Source organism: Arthrobacter sp. 05N429 (genome assembly GCF_056397045.1).
The window spans coordinates 74034-93131 of sequence record NZ_JBFTMQ010000001.1 but is presented as its reverse complement, the minus strand read 5'-3'; the positions used below and the strand labels follow the sequence as shown (position 1 = coordinate 93131).

The window sequence follows — 19098 nt, the reverse complement described above, 5'->3', positions numbered from 1 at the left end:
TCGCAGGCTCTTCGATCATGTGTCGATTTCGGGATGGTCGCATGTGAGGACTTGTCCATAGGAACTTCTCCTCCACTCTGTGGATAACCACCTAGCGCCCTCCCTTCGGGGCCAGAATGCTCGTATGCACCAGCCCAGCGCGCTTCCCTCGCAGCTTCGAAGCCGGCCCTTCACCGTGGCCGAGGCCCACGCCGCCGGGCTGAGCCGACGTCGGACCAGGGCCCGGGATCTCGTCAAGCCCTGCCACGGAGTGCGCGCCGCGGCTGCCACAAAGGACACTCTGCTGGAACGTTTGCGTGCCCTGGCTGCTGTGACCGGCGCCGTCGTGAGCCACCTGTCTGCAGCAGTTCTGTGGGGATTTCCCCTGCCACTGGCATTGGAGGACCTGGCTGTTGTCCATCTGACCAATGATTCGGGCCGGCGGGCCGTGCGGCACAAGAATGTCGTAGGCCACCAGCAGTCACTCAAACCTGAGGAGATCGTGGCCGGGGTCAGGGTGCGCTGCACTTCTCCGCTGCGGACCTGGTTTGACCTCGCTGGCATCCTGAGCCTCCATGAACTGGTGATTGCCGGCGACTTCCTTCTGCGCCGGAGGAACCCGCTGACCACGGTCGATGCCCTGGACGCATTCCTCGCAGGGAAACAGGGCAGGACGGGCTACCGGTGTGCCTTGCGTGCCCGGGCCCTGATGCGCGCCAACACCGACTCCCCCAAAGAGACCGAACTCCGGCTTCTCCTGATCCGCCACGGTCTGCCGGAACCCGGAATCAATGTCCCGATTTTCGACGAGACCGGCGGTTGGATCCAGGACCCGGACCTGTCCTACGATCGGGAGAAGATTGCGATCCAGTACGACGGCGGGCATCATGCCGATCCGTCGCAGCGCCGCAGCGACATCTACCGGGACGAAAACGCCAGGGATGCCGGGTGGCGCGTTGTGGTCCTGACGCAGCGGGACCTTGAGCCGTTGGCACCCGGCATGGACCCGACTGCCGTGACCCGGGTACGGGCGGCGCTGACGGAGCGCGGCTGGACGCCCGAACCACGTCGGAGCCCAAGGCGTACCGCCACTGCCACACCGACCTGACGCGAATGGCCGCTAAGCGGGGTAACTTGGCGGCCACATGTGGCAAATGGGCGATGTCTTGGCCAGCACGGCACCTCCTCGGCCACCCATCTGACGCGAATGGCCGCTAGCTGGGGCGGAATAGCGGCCACTTGTGGCAAATGTGTGATGTTCGAGGTGGTTTAGCGGCCGTTCCTGGCGAATCGACGGACAGCGTGGGTGGTGGAGCTGTCTGGAACACTCGATTCACAGACCACCTTCGAGCCCAGGTAGCGCCAATCCCAACCAGCCCTGCACCCATCTGACGCATATGGCCCACTTGTGGCGAATGGGTGATGTTCGAGGTGTTTAGCGGCCATTTGTGGCGAATCGGCGTAGTGAATGCGGGTCGCAGGGGCTGTCTGGAACACCCGGTTCACAGATCAACCTCGACCCCGGTAGCGCCAACCCCAACCAGACATGCACCCATCTGACACGAATGGCCGCTAACCGGGGCGGAATAGCGGCCACTTGTGGCAAGGGGCGATGTCGTGGCCAGCACCGCACCCGCCATGCGCCCACCTGACGCGAATGGCCGCTAAGCGCGGGGCTTAGCGGCCATTGGTGGCAACTGGGCGGATCGCGGAGTCTTGAGACCGCGGGTTACAGACCCGAGTAGGAGTGCAGGCCGTTGAAGAACTGGTTCACGATCGTGAAGTTGAAGACCACGCAGAGGTAGCCCACGATCGAGAGCCAGGCCGCGCGGGTTCCGGTCCAGCCACGGGTGGCGCGGGCGTGCAGGTAGCCGGCGTAGACCACCCAGATCACGAACGTCCAGACTTCCTTGGTGTCCCAGCCCCAGAAGCGGCCCCAGGCTTTCTCGGCCCAGATGGCACCGAACATCAGTGTGAAGGTCCAGCCGACGAACGCGATGGCATTGATCCGGTAGGAGAGGTTCTCAAGGCTCAGCGCGGACGGGACGAGCCGCATGAAGCCGAGCTTGTCGCCGCCGCCGGCCGCGATGGTCTTCTGCCGGTGCGACTGGACCAGCTGCAGCGCAGACATCGCGAACGTCAGGGTGAACAGTGCGGAGGACAGCACAGCGATCGAGACGTGGATGATCAGCCAGTAGCTCTGCAGCGCGGGAACGAGGTGCCCCACCGGCGTCCAGTACGCCACCGAGGCAGCAACCAGCATGATGATCGCCAGGCCCACCACGAACGTGCCCAGGAAGCGCAGGTCACGCCGGACCAGGACGAGCAGGAACACGGCCACAGCCACGAACGCGCCGGTGGTCAGGAACTCGTACATGTTGCCCCACGGCACCCGGCCCGCGCCGATGGCCCTGGTGATGACGCCAGCCGCGTGGATGGCGGCACCCAGGACGGTCAGGGCGACGGCGACCCTGGCGGGGACGCGGCGCTCGGCGGCGGAGTAGCGCATGGCGCCGTCGGCGGTCTGGCCGATCCCGTCCGTGTTCCCGGCAGCGGCAACGGACGACGTCGGGCGTTCTGCCCGGCCGACGGGCCCGGACACGTCCGCGTCGGCCCGGTCAACAGCACCGGAGGAGGACCCGACGCCGGCAGCCACCGGAACGCGGGCGGCGTCGGCGCCCGACAGCTGGGCGGCCTTCAGGTCCACGGCACGAAGCGTCTTGCTGCTCTTGGCCAGGTCCCACGCGAAGGCGATGAAAGCCACCGTGTAGGTGCCCGCCGCGAGGAGCATAAACAACTCGCTGTACTGGCCCATGGTTTCGTTGATGGGGAGCATTACTGATCCTTCTTTGACTCTGAAGAGCCGGCTGTTGACTGGATGAAGTCTGCTGCGGGGTGGTCCGTCGGGACATGCGAAGCCCCGGCACCGGGCAGGTTGGTATCCGCCCGGTCATTATCCGCTGTCCCGCTGGGAGTTGACTGGGAGTCCCCAAGATCCCAGGCACCCGCGAGCAGCTTGCGGATCGCCGCTGCCTCCCCGGCCAGCCGGTGGTCCTCGCCGCGGGCCAGGAGACCGTATTCGACCATGGTGCGGCCGTCGTCATGGGTTCCGGTCCGGACCCAGACGCGGCGGCGGTTCACGTACAGCGAGGTGACCAGGCCGGCCACCGCCAGGAGCGCGAAGATCAGGGCGTACAGCTGGCCCGGATTGTGGTGGATGTCGACGCCGACGTAGCGCTTCACCCCGTCGAAGCTGATGGACCCCTTGCCGTCGGGCAGGGTGTAGCTCGCGCCCGGGGCGAGGGTGATGCCCCCGGCGTCGAGGTTGCGGGCGTTGAGCGGTGTGAGCTTCTTGACGTCGAGTTCGAAGACGTTCTGCGGGGCGCCGTCGTCCAGGCCGAGGTCGCCGTAGTACGAGTTCAGGGTCAGCTGCGGATTGAACAGCTCCGGATCGCCGCTGAAGGACACGCCCTCCTCGGTAATGAACGCGGTGGGCAGGAAGAACCCGGCGAAGGCGAGCTGATCCGGCTTGGCATCCGGGACCTTGATGACGACGGAGGAGTAGTAGTTGTCGCCCTGCAGCTTGGCCACGACCGGTCCCTGCATGGCGACGTTTCCGGCGCCGTCGCGGATGGTGACCACCGGGGCGTAGCCGTTGCCGGTGAGGTACATGCTGGTGCCGCCGAGGGTGAGCGGATCGTTGACCTTCAGCACCTCCTTCTTGGCAGGCGCATCCGGGGTTTCCTTCGTGGTCACGTCAGCCTTGAAGTCAATGGGCTGGCCGTTCTTGCCCTGGGACTCCCGGTCGAAAGTGATCTGGAACTTGTCCAGTTGGACCGAGTACGGCTGCAGCTGGCTGCTCTGGAAGTTGGTGCCCGGGGTGAACTGGTCATAGCCCACGAGGGTGTTGACGAAGGTGTCGCCCTCCACGAGGATCCGCTGCCCGCTGTAACCGAACAGTCCGCCGATTGCGACGGACACAAGCACGCCGATCAGCGAGGTGTGGAAGACCAGGTTGCCGACCTCGCGCAGGAAGCCGCGTTCGGCACCGATCGACGGCCGGGCGCCGTCGCGGTCGCGGACTTCGACGCGGTAACCGCGCTTCTTCAGCACCCCCGCGGCGTCGGAAATGGCGCGCGACGCCGGGATCCCGGCGTCGGCGGGGATCACGAGTGTGCCGTATTCGGGCAGCCGGGACAGCCGTGCGGGTGTCCGCGGGGGCTGGGAACGCATCGCCTTGTAGTGTGCGATGGCGCGCGGGACCACACATCCGATCAGCGAGATGAACAGCAGGATGTAGATCGCCGAGAACCACGCCGAGGAGTACACATCGTAGAGCTGGAGCGAGTCGAGGATCTTGCCGTAGTCCGGGTTGTCCTTGATGTACTGCGTGACGATCGAGGGGTTGGCGGGCCGCTGCGGGAAGAGCGAGCCAGGGACCGCGGCCACGGCCAGCATCAGCAGCAGGAACAACGCGGTGCGCATGCTGGTCAGCTGGGTCCAGGCCCAGCGGAGCATGCCCATCGGGCCGAGCGCGGGCAGGACAGCCTCGGCCTTCGCAGCGGCGACGGGACTGGCGCCTCCGGACGCGGTGGCGCCGCCGGCACCGCCGGACTTGGCACCGGCACCGGCATCGGACGTGGCACCACCAGGCGTGCCGTCGGGCTCAGCGCCGGTGCGCTTCGTGCCGTTGGCTGGGAAATTCTTCTCTTCGTTCACTCGCTCGCTCATCAGATCGGCAATTTCACATCGGTTTGGAACCAGTACTGCAACTCGGACACCCAGGTCCCCCACACGCCGGTGGCCATCAGCAGGCCCAGCCCCACCAGGATTCCGCCGCCTATGCGCTGGATGGCGAGCCGGTGTTTGCGGAAGAAGGACATCACTCCGATGCCGCGGCGCACGGCCAGGGCGATCAGCAGGAACGGGATGCCCAGGCCGAGGCTGTAGATAAACGCCAGGAACGCGCCCTTGGCCGCCGACGACCCGCCGGAGAGGCTCAGCAGCTGGACCGCGGAATAGGTCGGGCCGATGCAGGGCGCCCAGCCCAGGCCGAAGGTGATGCCCAGCAGCGGCGCCCCCCACAGACCGGCCGGCGGCTTGGACTGGATCTTGGCATCGCGCTGGAGCCAGCCGAAGCCGCCCATGAACACGACACCCATGATGATCACGAGGATGCCAAGGACCTGGGTGATCCAGGCGTTCTGCGAGCCGGTGATCAGCGTCCCCAGCTGCCCGAACGCGCCGCCAAGCAGCACAAAGATCACCGAGAACCCCAGGACAAAGAGCCCGATGCCGGCCAGCATGCGGCCGCGCTTCTGCTTCTGGAGGTCGACGCCGGTCAGGCCGGTGACGTAGCCCAGATACCCGGGCACGAGGGGCAGCACGCAGGGCGACAGGAAGGAGACGAAGCCTGCGAGCAGTGCAACCGGGATGGCAAGCAGCAGCGATCCGCTCAGGATGGCTTCGGCGAAGGGGCTGTTCACGGTGGCTGGCCCTTACTCGGCCACGGCAGCGGCGATGAGGGACTTCAGGGTGCCCTTTTGGATCTCCCCGAGGACTCGGGACGCCACGCGGCCCTGTTTGTCCAGCACCAGCGTGGTGGGTACGGCACCGGGCGGAACGAGGCCGGAAACGGCCAGCAGCACGGCGCCGTCCTTGTCGTTGAAGCTCGGGTAGGTCAGGTTGAAGGTCTTGTCGAACGCCTCCGCCGTGGCCTTTTCGTCGCGCAGGTTGACGCCGAAGAACTGCACGCCCTGGCCCTTGAACTCCTGGTGGAGGGCCTCCAGCGACGGTGCCTCAACCCGGCAGGGCGCGCAGGCCGCGAACCAGAAGTTGAGCACGGTCACCTGGCCCTGGAAAGCCTCGGCAGTGACAGCAGTGCCATCGAACAGCGTGCCCTTAATGGCAATCGGGCTCTTGCGGTCCGCGACGGCGAATTCCGTCACCGAACCGTCGCCGGCCACGTAGTTCTTGTTGTCGCCGGCCTTGGCCTGCTGGGCCAGCGCATCCTCCTGGGCACATCCGGACAGGCCCAGCACGACGGCGAGCGCCGCGCCGCCGGCTGTCAGGAGGCTGCGGCGGGTCAGAGGCGACGGATTGCCGTTGTTAGCGCTCATGCTCAGGCTCCGGGGGTGCTGGATGCACCGGGAAGGAGGGCGGCCGCAGGCTCGCTGTACTCGACGCCCAGAAGGTTCCCGGCGCCGTCGAACGTCAGGGAGGTGACCGAGGTGAGGGTGCATTCGCGTTTGCGCGGATCGTGCCACAGGGGCTTGCCCTCGGCGCTGAGCCGGGTGGCCCAGATGGGCAGCTGGTGGCTGACGAGAATGGCTTCGGCACCCTCGCCGCCGAGTTCGAGTGCCCGCAATCGGGCGTCCTGAACGGCGGCCATGACCCGGGCGGCCTGGTCCTTGTAGGGCTCTCCCCAGGACGGCCGGAACGGGTTGCGCAGCATGGGCCAGTGCTTCGGCTTGAGGATCTCCGCCTTGTCGACGTGGAGCCCTTCGAAGTAGTTGGCGGCCTCGATGATGCGGGCCTCGGTGGTGATCTGGAGGTTGAGCGCCTCGGAGATGGGCTGCGCCGTCTCCTGCGCGCGGGTCAGCGGCGAGGCGACGAGGTGGACGATCTTGGATCCCTGCGCGGCCCTCGCACTGAAGTGCTCCGCGAGCATCCGGGCCATCTCCTGGCCGAGCTCGGAGAGGTGGAATTCGGGCAGCCTTCCGTACAGGACGCCGTCGGGATTGTAGACCTCGCCGTGGCGGAGCAAATGAACAGTGGCTTGGGGCATGTGTACCAGTTTCTCAAAGGGCAGGGGCAATGACGAAATCTTCTACAAGAAGTAGAACTGAAGTGTTTTGAGAAATGTTCCCCGGAGTTGGAATAAAAGATGCAAATGCATGTTTATACTGGGTGAAGCAGTTAGTTGAGACTTCAACAAATGATCCTTCAACTGACGATCAGACCACCGAACGACCCACCCGACTCAAGGAGAACCACCATGGCACTTCCCGCCAACGTCACCACCGGCACCTGGACCCTCGACCCGTCGCACAGCGAGATCGCCTTCACCGTCCGCCACGCGGGCATCAGCAAGGTCCGCGGCCAGTTCACCGACGCCGCCGCCACCCTTGACCTCGCCGAGGACGTCACCGACTCCAAGGTGAACGCCACGATCAAGACGGCCAGCTTCGACTCCGGCGATGTCAACCGCGACGGCCACGTCCGCGGCGAAGACTTCTTCGACGTCGAGCAGTTCCCCGAGATCTCCTTCGTCTCCAACACCATCGTCCCCAAGGGTGACGCCTACGAACTCCAGGGCGATCTCACCATCAAGGGCGTTACCCGCCCGGTGGCCCTCGAGACCGAATTCAACGGCGTTGCCGTCGACCCGTTCGGCAACACCCGCGCCGGCCTGTCCGCCGAGACCACGATCAGCCGCAAGGACTTCGGCCTCACCTGGAACGCAGTCCTCGAAGCCGGCGGCGTGCTGGTCAGCGACAAGGTTGCCATCAACCTGGAACTGGCCTTCATCGCCCCCGCAGCCTAGTCCGCAACACTGGGCCGGTTCTTTTGGGACCGGAACCCTGAGACTTGCAGCCGCAGGCACCCCGCTTCGTCCCAGTGACGGAGCGGGATGTTGCGGTTAACCCGGGTGCTGCGGTTAGTTGGGGCTGCTGCGGCTCCTGAGGGGCCCGTGCAGTCTGCACGGGCCCCTCTCGGCGGCGTCCCGTCATGCCCGGCAACACGGCCATATTCCCTAGATGCCGGTACATTCGCGGTCTACAGTGAGAGCCATGAGCAACCCTGATGAGGTACCTCCGCCGCAGCAGCCGGGCGTCCGGCCACCGCAGCCGGGCAGCGTTCCTCCCGCCGGCGACGACGCGCCTCGGGGCACTCCGGCGGCGCCGGACGGGAACCTGCCGGCCGGAAGCCTTCCGGATGGAAACCTGCCGGACGGAAACCTTCCGCCGGGCTATCAGGCACCTGGCCACCAGCCCCCGCCCGGATATCAGCCGCCGGAGCAGGGTTACCAGCCGCCGCCCGCCTATCAGGCGCCGGACCAGCCGTCCGGCGGTTTCCGCTTCGAACTGCCCACGGACCGGCCGCGGAACTTCAACGACGCCATGCCCAGCGGGGGCTTCGCCGGCATGTTTACGGTCACGTGGCTGCCGACAGAGCTAAAAGTCGCCTATTGGATCTGGCTCATCGGCGGACTGTTGGGCCTGCTGGGCGGAGTCATCGGCCTCTTCGGGTCGTTCGTGCTCCTGGCGGTGGCTCCTGGCCTGGGAATCGTGGTGCTCCTGCTGGTGCTCGTGGCCCTCGCCCTCGCCGCGGCACAGGTCATCCTGGCCATGAAGATGAAGGAGGGCCGCGAGTGGGCCCGGTTCGCCCTCACGATCGTCGCCGGCATTTCCCTGCTGCTGGCCATCCTCAACGCCAACGCCGCTGAGGGCCGGGGCGGCGGGAGCTGGCCGAGCTTCGTCATCAGCCTGGTGGCGACCGTGCTGATGTGGCTGCCCAACTCGCAGGCCTGGTTCGCCTCACTGCGGGGGCGCAGCTGAACCGCCTCTGAATTTCGTCCCGACGCACGCCGTGGCGCCTCCAGCTGTTCGCTGACGTGACCCCGCGGCGGCCGCCCGGGCGCCGGCGAGAATACCTCTCCGGAATGATCCACACCGGCACCGGCCCGCGGTACGGTGGACTTAACCATGCTGGGGGCAGGGCAGGAAGCTGTTTCCGGTATCTGACCAAGACCGCCACGCAAAGGAACGCCCATGAGCATCCCGCCAGTCCCGCCGTCGAACCCGGAAGCCCCCGAGCCGGGCGACCAGCAGGCGCCCCGTTACGGCCAGAACACACCCCAGCCCGGCCAGCAGCCGCCGTCCGCCCCGCAGTACGGGCAGAATGCACCCTCCGCGCCCCAGTATGGCCAGGCGCCGTCCGCGCCGCAGTACGGTCAGCAGGCGCCGCAGTATGGCCAGAACGCCCCGCAGGCTCCCCAGTACGGCCAGAACCAGCCCCCGTACAACCAGCCGCAGTACAACCAGCCCGGGCAGCAGGCTCCGCAGTTCGGACAGCCCGCGTACGGCCAGTCCCCCTACGCCAACTACCCGTCCGAGCAGCCGAAGACCGCGGCCGGCATGCCCAAGAGCGTCAACACGGCGTTCTGGCTCATCGTCGCGTCCGGCGCGGTATGGATCCTCTCCCTGTTGATGGCCCTCGGCACCCTGGATTCTCCGGAGATGCGGAACATGTTCGAACAGCAGATGGCCGCGAGCGGCGCCGACATTCCCTATGAGGACATCCGGGGCGTCCTCGTCGGGAGCATCCTGGTGTTCGCCTTGATCAGCGCCGGGCTTTACGCCCTGGTCGCCCTGAACGTCCGCAAGGGCAAGAACTGGGCACGCATCCTGGGCACTGTCTTCGCCGCCTTGTCGATCTTCAGCATTTTCCCGCTGAGCCTCGGCACGCTGGCAGTCCTCCTCGGCATCGCCGGCATCGTGATGCTGTACCTGCCGGCAGCGTCACCCTACTTCAGCAAGCAGCAGCCGTTCGCCAACCCGTACGGGCAGCCGGGCGGACAGTACTAAACAGCAAGGCACCACCGCGGAGGGCGCGGGAGCCGGACGGGCTGACTGAAGCTAGTCAGCATCCTCCGGGTCCTGCGCCCTCTGTGCGTGATAGGCGAGGATCTGGAGTTCGGTGGCCATGTCCACCTTGCGCAGGTTGACCCCGGGCGGCACCTGCAGCATCACGGGGGCAAAGCTGAGAATGCTCCGCACACCGGCGGCAATCACACGGTCGCAGACGCCCTGGGCCACGGCGGCCGGCAGGGCCAGCACCACCATGTTGGCGCCGGTCCGCTGCAGCACCGGTTCGAGGTCCGCGGCATCACTGACACGTAGCCAACCCACCTCGCTGCCCACCACCAGCTGGTCCGCATCGAAGATCGCAACAATATCGAAACCCCGGGACTCGAACCCGCCGTACCGGGCCAGGGCCTTACCCAGGTTGCCGGCACCGACGATGGCGACCTTCCAGTCGTGCGTCAGGCCCAGTGCCGCGGCAATATGCCGGTTGAGGTACTGCACTTCGTAGCCGACGCCCCGGGTCCCGTAGGAGCCGACATAGGAAAGATCCTTGCGGAGCGTGGAGGAACTGACGCCCGAGGCCTCGGCCAGGGATTCGGAGGAGACCCTGTCAACACCCTCGGAAAGCAGGGTGGTGAGGGCGCGCAGATAGATGGTCAGCCGGGCCACTGCCGCGGGCGGAATCTGCTTGGAAGCAGTCCCTGTTCCCCCGGGCAGCGCGTCAGGGGATGAATCCAGCGAAGTCACTATCTGCTCCATTGTCGCGTTGTGACTTCCACTCTAGAGCCCCCGCCGATCAGCGGACAAAGCAGAGCTCTCCGGCCGCTCCCCGGCGTTTCAGGCCGGCCCGTCCAGCACCCGCCGCAGCGTCCGCTCCAGCCGGACTTCGTCGATCTTCCAGAAGTCCCGCTGGACACCGTCCACCAGCACCACAGGTATCTCCTCCGCAAAGCGTTCCCGCAGTTCGGCGTCGTCATCCACCGGCTGCTCCCTCCATCCGATCCCCAGGCCTGTTGTCACGCGCTCGACGGCGGCGCGAGCCGCCGAGCACAGGTGGCAGTCAGCTTTGGTGATGAGGACGACGTCGGGCTTTGGCATGGCTCCACGGTAGCCCGCCGGCCCGTCCCGCGTCGACGCGCCGGACGCATCCGGTAGCGCCGCCGCGGCCCGGGCGGCAGGAGCGGGCCCCGGCGTTGACTAGACTCGTGGCATGTCCGAAGAGAAGTACGTCGCTGTGGCCACAGAGCCTGTTGCAGCACCGCAGCTCGGCGAAGCCGCGTTCTTCGACGTCGACAACACCCTCATGCGGGGTGCCAGCCTGTTCCATGTGGCCCGCAAAATGCATCAGCGCGGGGCGTTCACCATTCCCCAGGCCGCCGGATTCGGCTGGAAACAGCTGATGTTCGTGCTGCGCGGGGAAAACATGGACGACGTCCACGCGGTCCGCGACACCGCCCTGGGCCTAGCCTCCGGATTCACCGTTGAGGACATCGAGGCGCTCGGCGAAGAAGTCTATGACGAAATGATTGAATCCCGGATCTGGCCCGGGGCCAAGGCCCTGGCCGAACAGCACCTCCGGGTGGGACGCAAGGTCTGGCTCGTGACGGCGACTCCGATCGAGGTGGCCACGGTGATCTCCACCCGGCTGGGCCTCACCGGCGCCCTCGGCACGGTGGGCGAAATCCGAGACGGCTCCTACACCGGCCGGCTGGTCGGCGACATCCTGCACGGCCCCGCAAAAGCGGTGGCCGTCAGCGCGATCGCCGAGGCCGAGGGCCTGGACCTGGCCCGGTGCTGGGCGTACAGCGATTCGCACAACGACATCCCGCTCCTGAGCATGGTGGGGCACCCCGTGGCCATCAACCCCGACTCCCGGCTCCGCCGCCACGCCCGCGAACACAACTGGCCGGTCTACGACTTCCGCTCCGGACGGCGCGCGGCCACCCTGGGGCTCAAAGCTGCCACCGCCGGAGGGGCTATCTACGGCCTCTGGCGGGGGTTCTCCCGCTTCCGGGGCCCCACGGTCTGACTCTTCCGGCGCCGCTGCCGGACCGCTCCCCGCTGCGCTTCCGGCTCAGCGCTACGCTTCCGGCTCAACCGCGTCGCCTGCCCGAAACCGCAGCGCCGATGCCAACCCGCGCCGGCTGCCAATGCCCCGCTCAGGGCTGACCTGAACCTCCGCCCCACCACTTCCGCTGCGCTTCCGGCTCAGGGCTGTGCTTTCGGACGGACGCTGCGCGGATCCGCGCAGCGTGGGTCTACAACCGCGTCGCCTGCCCGAAACCGCAGCGCCGATGCCACCCCAGGTCTGTCATTCCACTGCGCGTCGGCGACCTGCAACCGTGTCGCACAGCTGAAGCCGCGTCGGCCAGACGGATCAGGGGCGAAAGACCAAAGAAAATGCCCGCTGCCGGAAAGGCAACGGGCATTCACATGATGTGAAGTATTTCTACTTCTTATTGCGACGCTGGTGGCGCGTCTTGCGAAGCAGCTTGCGGTGCTTCTTCTTGGCCATACGCTTGCGACGCTTCTTAATAACTGAACCCACGAAAGTTCCTTACCGGCTAGATGCAGTACCTGCCTGTTGGAAAGGGTCCGCGGGCTAAGCAGCAGACTGTACAACTGACAGGTTCTTACAATGACGTAAAACGTTCCTTAACAGGGTACCGCCTATCGGGGGCACACCACGACCGCAGGCACCCCGGGGCGCCTGCAGGTCCTCATTCCGGCCGCAGAAGACGCGGAAGACTCAGGCTGTTTCCGTGTGCCCGTCGACGACAGCACCCTTGAGGTACTGTTCGACGGCGGTTTCCGGCACCCGGTAGGAGCGCCCGAAACGGACGGCCGGCATCTCACCGGAATGAACAAGCCTGTACACGGTCATTTTGGACACGCGCATCACATCCGCGACTTCGGCCACGGTCAAGAAGCGTGCGTTGGAGAAGTTAGCCTCCGAAGACATTTCCCTATTCCTTTACTCAAGCGAACGGCAGCCCCATCTAAACGACATGGCGGTGTGCCGATGCTGAGCCATCAAACAACCATGTGTTAGATACTCTAGGGGCTGATGGTGCCAATGTGAAAGAGCTGCACGGGAATCTCCGGGTCCGGTCACAGTTTTTTCTGGCACTACCTCCCCCCGCCCGGCCTCCTAGACACGACTCCGGCGGATGCGCGCGGAGGCCGCAAGCTGAGCCAGGACCGAAGCCGTGACGTCCCAGTCCATGCAGGCGTCGGTCACGCTCTGGCCGTAGACCAGCGCGTCCGTACCGGCGGCGTGCTCGGCGACATCCAGATTCTGCGCCCCGCCAACCAGGAAACTCTCCAGCATGACGCCGGCGATGGCCCCCGCCGAGGCGCTGCCGCCCTCCAGCTGTGAGCCGATTTCGAGGGCGACTTCCGCCTGCCGGTGGTGGTTCTTGCCGCTGTTGGCGTGGCTCGCATCCACGATCAGCCGCGGGTTGAGCTGCTTGTCGGCCAGCTTGGCCGTCGTGGCCGCAACATCGGCTGAGGAGTAGTTGGGGCCCTTGCGTCCGCCGCGGAGGATGATGTGCGTGTCCGGGTTGCCTGCGGTGGAAACCAGTGCGGCCCTGCCGTCGCCGTCGATGCCGAGGAACGCCTGGGCCGCCCCGGCGGCGCTGCACGCGTCCAGCGCGACCTGCAGGTCGCCGTCCGTCCCGTTCTTGAACCCGATCGGCATTGACAGTCCCGACGCCAGCTGGCGGTGGATCTGGCTTTCGGTGGTGCGGGCACCGATGGCGCCCCAGGAGACAAGGTCCGCCATGTACTGCGGGCTGATCGGTTCCAGGAACTCGGTGCCCGCGGGCAGCCCGAGGGCCGTGACTTGCTGCAGGAACCGGCGTGCGGCGCGCAGCCCGGCTGCGATGTCGTGGCTGCCGTCGAGCCGGGGATCGTTGATCAGGCCTTTCCAGCCCACCGTGGTGCGCGGCTTCTCGAAGTACGCCCGCATCACGATCAGCAGGTCTTCCTTGTGCTTTTCGGCCTGGCTGACCAGCCGGCGGGCGTACTCCAGGCCGGCCTTGGGATCGTGGATGGAGCAGGGACCCACAATGACCAGCACGCGGTCATCGACCCCGTCCATGACCGCGCGGACCTCGTCCCGGCCCCTCGCGACGACCTCGGCCAGGCGGGCATCCAACGGCAACTCTGCGACCATATCCTGCGGGGTCGGCAGCGGGGTGAACTCGCTGACGCGCAGGTTGGAGGTGGACAGCTGGGATTCGGGGGCTGCTTCGATGCTCATGTTTGGGGGTCCTGTTCCGGTGTGCGGAGCGGGCCCAGATCAGAACCCGCCGGGAAATGGCGAAGGGCAGAGAATGATCTCTGCCCTGTTGGCTCTGAAGGAAGGTTGGATGCGTGTCAGCTAGACGCGGGCCCCTCCAGAGCCAACGAAAAATACGCATACCAACGGTTAGTCATGCCCCGACCATAGCCCGGCGGTTGTCATGACAGCAAAATCCGGCACGTAACATTGAGGCCCCGGCCGGCTGGTCAGGTGCAGGATCAGCCTGCACATCAGGCAGCGAATCAGTCCCCCGAACCCAGCCCGGCCTCGGCGTAGAAGCCCTGGATGTGGTCCGCCACCAGCTGGGCCGCGTGGCCGCCGTCGTGCCTGGTGATGGCCGCCAGGATGCCCCGATGTTCCGCACGGAGCCGCGCAGCAGTGGCGTCCCAGTCCGGGAGGTTTCTGGTGAGCCGGCCGGCATAGTCCTGGATGGCTTCGCGCAGGGAGCCCATCATGGCGCTGACCACGGCGTTGCCCGCTGCATCCGCCAGGGCCAGGTGGAAGCGGACGTCCAGCGCCAGGAACGCCTCCGTCTCCGCGCAATTGTCCATCTGCTCCAGCAGCCGGGCCGCCTCGGCCAGCGCGGGCGATTCCGGGCGGGCCCGGGAAGCGGCCCAGGACTCCAGCAGTACGCGCGTCTCCACGATGTCCTTGACGGGCAGGTGCGAGGTGGCCACGTGCAGCCGGAGCGCTGAGCCCAGCGCCGCAGCCGGGTCGGCGATGACAACGGTCCCCGCATCTGGACCCGACCCCACCCCGGCCCGGAGTACACCCATGGCCTCCAGGACGCGGATGGCTTCGCGGACGGACGTGCGGGAGACCTGAAGCTGCTCGGCGAGCGAGCGCTCGGCCGGAAGCCGGCCGCCCAGGGTGAGCTGACCGCTGGAGAACTGGCCCTCGATCCACTGCAAGACGAGCTGGTGGGTACGCATGGGTTCATCCTACTTGATGTGGTTGGACCACATGCCTAGACTGTGGTTGGACCACACTCCCGGCGGCTTTGTCCTCTGGGGGACTCGACACCAGTAACACGAGACCTGCCCGGAGGCAGCAATGACTCAGACGATAGAACCCGGCAACCCCGAGGCGCCCACCCAAGCGGACGATACCGGCGCGGGCCACCCCTCCGCCGCAGCCACCCCGGGAAGCGTTCCGGCCGCCCTCAAGCGCCGCGTCCCCAAGTACTCGGACCTGGCCCCGCTGATGCAGTTCAAGAAGCCGGAGTTCAGCCGCGCCGCCAGGCTGCGGCGCGCCAGCACCATCTGGGACCTCCGGGACATGGCGAAGCGCCGCACGCCGCAGGCCCCGTTCGACTACACCGACGGCGCCGCCGAGGCCGAAATCACGCTCCGCCGGGCCCGCGAGGCATTCCTGGACATCGAGTTCCGTCCCGGCATCCTGCGCGATGTGTCCCGCGTGGACCTGGGCACCGAGATCCTTGGCAAGCCGTCGCGGCTCCCGGTCGGCATCGCACCCACCGGCTTCACGCGGATGATGCAGTCCGAGGGTGAATACGCAGGGTCCCAGGCAGCCGCGGCCGCCGGGATCCCGTACACGCTCTCCACCATGGGCACGGCCTCCATCGAGGACGTGGCCGCCGCCGCACCGGACGGCCGGAACTGGTTCCAGCTGTACCTGTGGACGGACCGCGACCGTTCGTTGGAGCTGATCGAACGCGCGGCCAAGGCCGGCAACGACACCCTCATGGTCACGGTGGACACCGCCGTCGCCGGCGCCCGGCTGCGCGACGTCCGGAACGGCATGACCATCCCCCCGGCGCTGACGGTCAAGACCGTGCTGGACGCCTCCTACCGGCCGGCGTGGTGGTTCAACTTCCTCACCCACGAGCCGCTGACCTTCGCGTCGCTTTCCCGCTACACGGGAACCGTCGCAGACCTGATCAACTCGATGTTCGACCCCACCCTGACGTTCGATGACCTCGACTGGCTGCGTGAAACCTGGAAGGGCAAGCTTGTGGTCAAGGGCATCCAGACCGTGGAGGACGCCCGCCGGGTGGTGGACCACGGCGCCGACGGCGTTGTGCTCTCCAACCATGGCGGCCGCCAACTGGACCGGGCCCCGATCCCGTTCCACCTGCTCCCGGACGTCTCGGCGGCGCTCAAGGCGGACAACAGCGACGCGGCGGTCATCCTGGACACCGGCATCATGAGCGGCGCGGACATCATCGCCGCGCTGGCCCTGGGCGCCGACTTCACGCTGATTGGCCGCGCATACCTCTACGGGCTGATGGCCGGTGGAAGGGCCGGCGTGGACCGGGCTATCGAGATCCTGGAAAAGGACATGCTCCGCACCATGGCCCTGCTGGGCGTCAGCCGGATCTCCGAGCTGACGCCGGACCACGTGCGGATCCTCAAGAGGTAGCCACGGATCGCAGCTCCCGGTTCCGCGAGTGCGCAGTTCGCGGCAATGTCAGTCGACGACATTGCCGCGAACTGCCAACTCGGCGGGCGCTGGGGCGCGGGAACTCCTAGATGAGCCCCTGGGCGAGCATCGCGTCGGCCACCTTCACGAAGCCGCCGATGTTCGCGCCCAGCACGTAGTTCCCGGGGTCCCCGTACTCTTCGGCGGTGGCTGCGCAGCGGTCGTGGATTCCAACCATGATCTCCGTGAGCCGTTCCTCGGTGTGCGCGAAGGACCAGGAGTCGCGGCTGGCGTTCTGCTGCATTTCCAGCGCGGACGTTGCCACGCCTCCCGCGTTGGCGGCCTTGCCCGGGCCGAACAGGATGCCCGCTTCCTGGAAGACCGCGACGGCGTCACGGGTCGAGGGCATGTTGGCGCCCTCCCCCACGGCCAGCAGCCCGTTGCGGACCAGCCGGGCGGCGGCGGCGCCGTCGAGCTCGTTCTGCGTGGCGCACGGCAGCGCGACGGTCGCGTCGAGGTCCCAGACGGAGCCGCCGTCGACGTACGTGACGGCGGAACGCCGGGCTTCGTAGTCCTTGAGCCGTCCGCGCTCGACCTCCTTGATCTGACGCAGCAGAGCGACGTCGATCCCGGCCTCATCCACGATGTAGCCGGAGGAATCGGAGCAGGCCACGACCGTGGCGCCGAGGGTCTGGGCCTTGGCAATCGCGTTGATCGCGACGTTGCCGGAGCCGGAGACCACCACGCGCTGCCCGTCGAAGGAGAGGCCGCGGGTCTTGAGCATTTCCTCGGCAAAGATCACGGTGCCGTACCCGGTGGCCTCGGGGCGCACCAGTGAGCCGCCCCAGGAGATGCCTTTGCCGGTGAGGACGCCGGATTCGTAGCGGTTGGTGATCCGCTTGTACTGCCCGAAGAGGTAGCCGATTTCTCGGCCGCCGACGCCGATGTCCCCGGCCGGGACGTCCGTGTACTCGCCGATGTGGCGGTACAGCTCGGTCATGAAGGACTGGCAGAAGCGCATGATCTCGGCGTCCGAACGCCCGCGGGGGTCGAAGTCGGAGCCGCCCTTGCCGCCGCCGATCGGCATGCCGGTCAGGGCATTCTTGAAGATCTGCTCGAAGCCGAGGAACTTCACGATGCCCAGGTTCACCGACGGGTGGAACCGCAGCCCGCCCTTGAAGGGCCCCAGGGCCGAGTTGAACTCCACCCGGAAGCCGCGGTTGATCTGGAAGCGGCCGGCGTCGTCGACCCACGGGACCCGGAAGATGATCTGCCGTTCGGGCTCGCAGAGCCGCTCGAGGACGGCGCCTTCAAGGAACTCCGGGTGCCGGTCGTGCACCGGGCCGAGGCTTTCGAAGACCTCGGTGACGGCCTGGTGGAACTCCCCTTCGCCGGGATTCCGTGCCAGCACCGTGTCCCTGATGGCTTCAAGCCGTGCGTCCATTGCAACTCCTCAAACTTTTCAGCGCCCCTCGTCGGGCGCGACAAAACAAGCCTTTCCATGGTTGCACCGCGCCGGAACCGATATCCATTCGGGCGCCGCTAATTGCCCCGTGTGACAGGAACGGGGTGATGGGGAGCACAAACGGGAAGGGCTACTTCTTGCGGCCGAACTTCGGCAGGTTGGCCAGGAGGTCGGCGGCCTTGGTGGCGGCCCGGCCGACAGTACGGCCGATCTGCTGGGGCATTTTGTCCTCGCCTGCCGTGCCGACCGGGAGAACGACGGCGGGACTCAGCGGGCTGCCCGCGGCCCGTCCGGCGAGCGCCGCGGCAGGCTGTGAGGCCGGGGCGGGCGCGGAGGTGGCGGCCTCGGCCAGGGTGTCCGGGACGGTCTGGAGCCGGTGGTCCGGCGTCCGGGCCGGTGACGGCGCAGCTGACATCGCCGGTGCCGGCGCCGGGGCGGAAGCGCCGACGCCGAATGTCTCCAGCCAGCTGGCGATCCCGGCCAGCGGCTTGGGATTGAGCGTGTAGTAGCGCTTCTGGCCCTGGGCGCGCATGCTCACCAGGTCCGCTTCGCGGAGTACCTTGAGATGCTTGGAAATGGTGGGCTGGCTGGCCTCGAGCTCCTGGACCAGCTCCCCCACCGCTTTGTCCCCCTTGCGGAGGGACACCAGAATGTCACGCCGGGTTGCCTCAGCAATGACGGCAAATACGTCGTCTGTCACCATGCCCTCCACACTAGCGACATATACGCCGGATGGCATCCACCAATTGCCGCCGCCGACGGTACCCGCCGGGCATTGCCCCGCACCAGGGGCGGTGCTAGAACGGACACACCGCCTGCCCGGCAGGTGAGGCCGCAGCCCACCGACCCAGAGGAGTGGACGCCATGGGGGACTTCTTCCGGAAACAGCTGTTCAACATCATCGCTGCCGTGTTCCTGGCCCTGTTCGTGATCGTCTGGGGCAACGTCCTGATTCAGGTCTGGGTGTTCGTCCCGGAGATACCGGGCACCCCGCCCCAGCTGAACGGCGCCGTCGTCTGCGCCGCCGGGGCGCTGTCCACCTCGCTGAGTTCGCTGACCGCCTCCGCCCTCGGTTTCACCATCGCCGAAGTGCGCCGGGAGGAGCAAAGCAGCGGGGAGGCCGCGGGGAAGGCCCAGGCCGGTGTCTTCGACGCCGGAGGGATCACCACGAAGCTCTCCGGCCGGGTCATCACGGCGCTGATGGTGTACCTCGCGATCGGGCTGCTGGTGCTCGGCGTGTGGCTGGTGAAGGGCACCGCCTCTTCCGACCTGATCGGGGCGTTCTCGCTCTCGCTGCTGGGCTGGATCATCGGCGCCGCCGGGGTGGTGTTCCAGACCGAGAAACCCAGCCCCGAACCTTCCGCCGCGGGTTAACC

The 19098-nt window shown here is 67.0% G+C and carries 20 protein-coding genes; 7 read left to right on the top strand and 13 right to left on the bottom strand.

Features of this window, described 5'->3' with window-relative positions:
* Positions 1-124: 124 nt before the first annotated feature.
* Positions 125-1087, top strand: a complete 963-nt coding sequence (locus AC1DF4_RS00450; protein WP_476911055.1) for a hypothetical protein — start codon at positions 125-127, stop codon at positions 1085-1087.
* A 621-nt stretch (positions 1088-1708) separates the two neighbouring features.
* Here the strand turns inward: AC1DF4_RS00450 and ccsB are convergent.
* From ccsB to AC1DF4_RS00425, 5 genes are all read right to left on the bottom strand, one after another.
* Positions 1709-2815, bottom strand: a complete 1107-nt coding sequence (gene ccsB / locus AC1DF4_RS00445) for a c-type cytochrome biogenesis protein CcsB (protein ID WP_476911054.1) — start codon at positions 2813-2815, stop codon at positions 1709-1711.
* Positions 2815-4503, bottom strand: a complete 1689-nt coding sequence (gene resB / locus AC1DF4_RS00440) for a cytochrome c biogenesis protein ResB (protein ID WP_476911607.1) — start codon at positions 4501-4503, stop codon at positions 2815-2817. The genes ccsB and resB overlap by 1 nt, the downstream gene beginning before the upstream one ends.
* A gap of 206 nt (positions 4504-4709) precedes the next feature.
* Complete coding sequence (locus AC1DF4_RS00435; RefSeq protein ID WP_476911053.1) at positions 4710-5465, bottom strand: cytochrome c biogenesis CcdA family protein; 756 nt, start codon at positions 5463-5465, stop codon at positions 4710-4712.
* Positions 5466-5477: 12 nt separating this feature from the next.
* On the bottom strand, positions 5478-6098 hold the full coding sequence (locus tag AC1DF4_RS00430; RefSeq protein WP_476911052.1) for a TlpA family protein disulfide reductase: 621 nt from the start codon (positions 6096-6098) through the stop codon (positions 5478-5480).
* A 2-nt stretch (positions 6099-6100) separates the two neighbouring features.
* The gene (locus tag AC1DF4_RS00425) at positions 6101-6766 is read right to left on the bottom strand and encodes a histidine phosphatase family protein (RefSeq protein WP_476911051.1); all 666 of its coding nucleotides are present in this window, start codon (positions 6764-6766) and stop codon (positions 6101-6103) included.
* Between the two features lie 210 nt (positions 6767-6976).
* Here AC1DF4_RS00425 and AC1DF4_RS00420 point away from each other — a divergent pair, with 210 nt between their 5' ends.
* The 3 genes from AC1DF4_RS00420 (at position 6977) to AC1DF4_RS00410 (ending at position 9569) form a co-directional block, all read left to right on the top strand.
* Complete coding sequence (locus AC1DF4_RS00420) at positions 6977-7525, top strand: YceI family protein (RefSeq protein ID WP_476911050.1); 549 nt, start codon at positions 6977-6979, stop codon at positions 7523-7525.
* Between the two features lie 247 nt (positions 7526-7772).
* On the top strand, positions 7773-8540 hold the full coding sequence (locus AC1DF4_RS00415; RefSeq protein ID WP_476911049.1) for a hypothetical protein: 768 nt from the start codon (positions 7773-7775) through the stop codon (positions 8538-8540).
* A gap of 213 nt (positions 8541-8753) precedes the next feature.
* Complete coding sequence (locus tag AC1DF4_RS00410; RefSeq protein WP_476911048.1) at positions 8754-9569, top strand: hypothetical protein; 816 nt, start codon at positions 8754-8756, stop codon at positions 9567-9569.
* A gap of 51 nt (positions 9570-9620) precedes the next feature.
* Here the strand turns inward: AC1DF4_RS00410 and AC1DF4_RS00405 are convergent, their stop codons facing one another.
* Positions 9621-10316, bottom strand: a complete 696-nt coding sequence (locus tag AC1DF4_RS00405; RefSeq protein ID WP_476911047.1) for a redox-sensing transcriptional repressor Rex — start codon at positions 10314-10316, stop codon at positions 9621-9623.
* 90 nt (positions 10317-10406) lie between these two features.
* Positions 10407-10667, bottom strand: coding sequence for a glutaredoxin family protein (locus tag AC1DF4_RS00400; protein WP_476911046.1), 261 nt, complete (start codon positions 10665-10667; stop codon positions 10407-10409).
* 112 nt (positions 10668-10779) lie between these two features.
* Here AC1DF4_RS00400 and AC1DF4_RS00395 point away from each other — a divergent pair, with 112 nt between their 5' ends.
* A complete protein-coding gene (locus AC1DF4_RS00395; protein WP_476911045.1) occupies positions 10780-11598 on the top strand; it encodes an HAD family hydrolase in 819 nt (272 codons plus the stop codon).
* A gap of 420 nt (positions 11599-12018) precedes the next feature.
* Here AC1DF4_RS00395 and AC1DF4_RS00390 read toward each other — a convergent pair whose 3' ends face one another.
* The 4 genes from AC1DF4_RS00390 to AC1DF4_RS00375 all read right to left on the bottom strand — a co-directional run bounded on the left by AC1DF4_RS00390 (position 12019) and on the right by AC1DF4_RS00375 (position 14807).
* Positions 12019-12117, bottom strand: coding sequence for a 30S ribosomal protein bS22 (locus AC1DF4_RS00390; protein ID WP_003792170.1), 99 nt, complete (start codon positions 12115-12117; stop codon positions 12019-12021).
* 201 nt (positions 12118-12318) lie between these two features.
* A complete protein-coding gene (locus tag AC1DF4_RS00385; RefSeq protein ID WP_024365616.1) occupies positions 12319-12531 on the bottom strand; it encodes a helix-turn-helix domain-containing protein in 213 nt (70 codons plus the stop codon).
* 189 nt (positions 12532-12720) lie between these two features.
* Positions 12721-13833 carry a 3-deoxy-7-phosphoheptulonate synthase gene (locus tag AC1DF4_RS00380; RefSeq protein WP_476911044.1) on the bottom strand — a complete coding sequence of 371 codons (1113 nt, stop codon included), beginning with the start codon at positions 13831-13833 and terminating at the stop codon, positions 12721-12723.
* Between the two features lie 284 nt (positions 13834-14117).
* Positions 14118-14807, bottom strand: a complete 690-nt coding sequence (locus AC1DF4_RS00375) for a FadR/GntR family transcriptional regulator (protein WP_476911043.1) — start codon at positions 14805-14807, stop codon at positions 14118-14120.
* A 121-nt stretch (positions 14808-14928) separates the two neighbouring features.
* On the opposite strand from AC1DF4_RS00375, the gene AC1DF4_RS00370 reads away from it, so the two are divergent.
* On the top strand, positions 14929-16257 hold the full coding sequence (locus tag AC1DF4_RS00370; protein WP_476911042.1) for an alpha-hydroxy acid oxidase: 1329 nt from the start codon (positions 14929-14931) through the stop codon (positions 16255-16257).
* A gap of 106 nt (positions 16258-16363) precedes the next feature.
* Here the strand turns inward: AC1DF4_RS00370 and gdhA are convergent, their stop codons facing one another.
* Together gdhA and AC1DF4_RS00360 are read right to left on the bottom strand one after the other, a co-directional pair.
* Positions 16364-17701, bottom strand: a complete 1338-nt coding sequence (gdhA, locus tag AC1DF4_RS00365) for an NADP-specific glutamate dehydrogenase (protein WP_476911041.1) — start codon at positions 17699-17701, stop codon at positions 16364-16366.
* A gap of 151 nt (positions 17702-17852) precedes the next feature.
* Positions 17853-18425: an ArsR/SmtB family transcription factor gene (locus tag AC1DF4_RS00360; protein WP_476911040.1), complete on the bottom strand. Its 573-nt coding sequence runs from the start codon at positions 18423-18425 to the stop codon at positions 17853-17855.
* A 161-nt stretch (positions 18426-18586) separates the two neighbouring features.
* On the opposite strand from AC1DF4_RS00360, the gene AC1DF4_RS00355 reads away from it, so the two are divergent.
* Positions 18587-19096: a hypothetical protein gene (locus AC1DF4_RS00355; RefSeq protein WP_476911039.1), complete on the top strand. Its 510-nt coding sequence runs from the start codon at positions 18587-18589 to the stop codon at positions 19094-19096.
* Positions 19097-19098 lie beyond the last annotated feature (2 nt).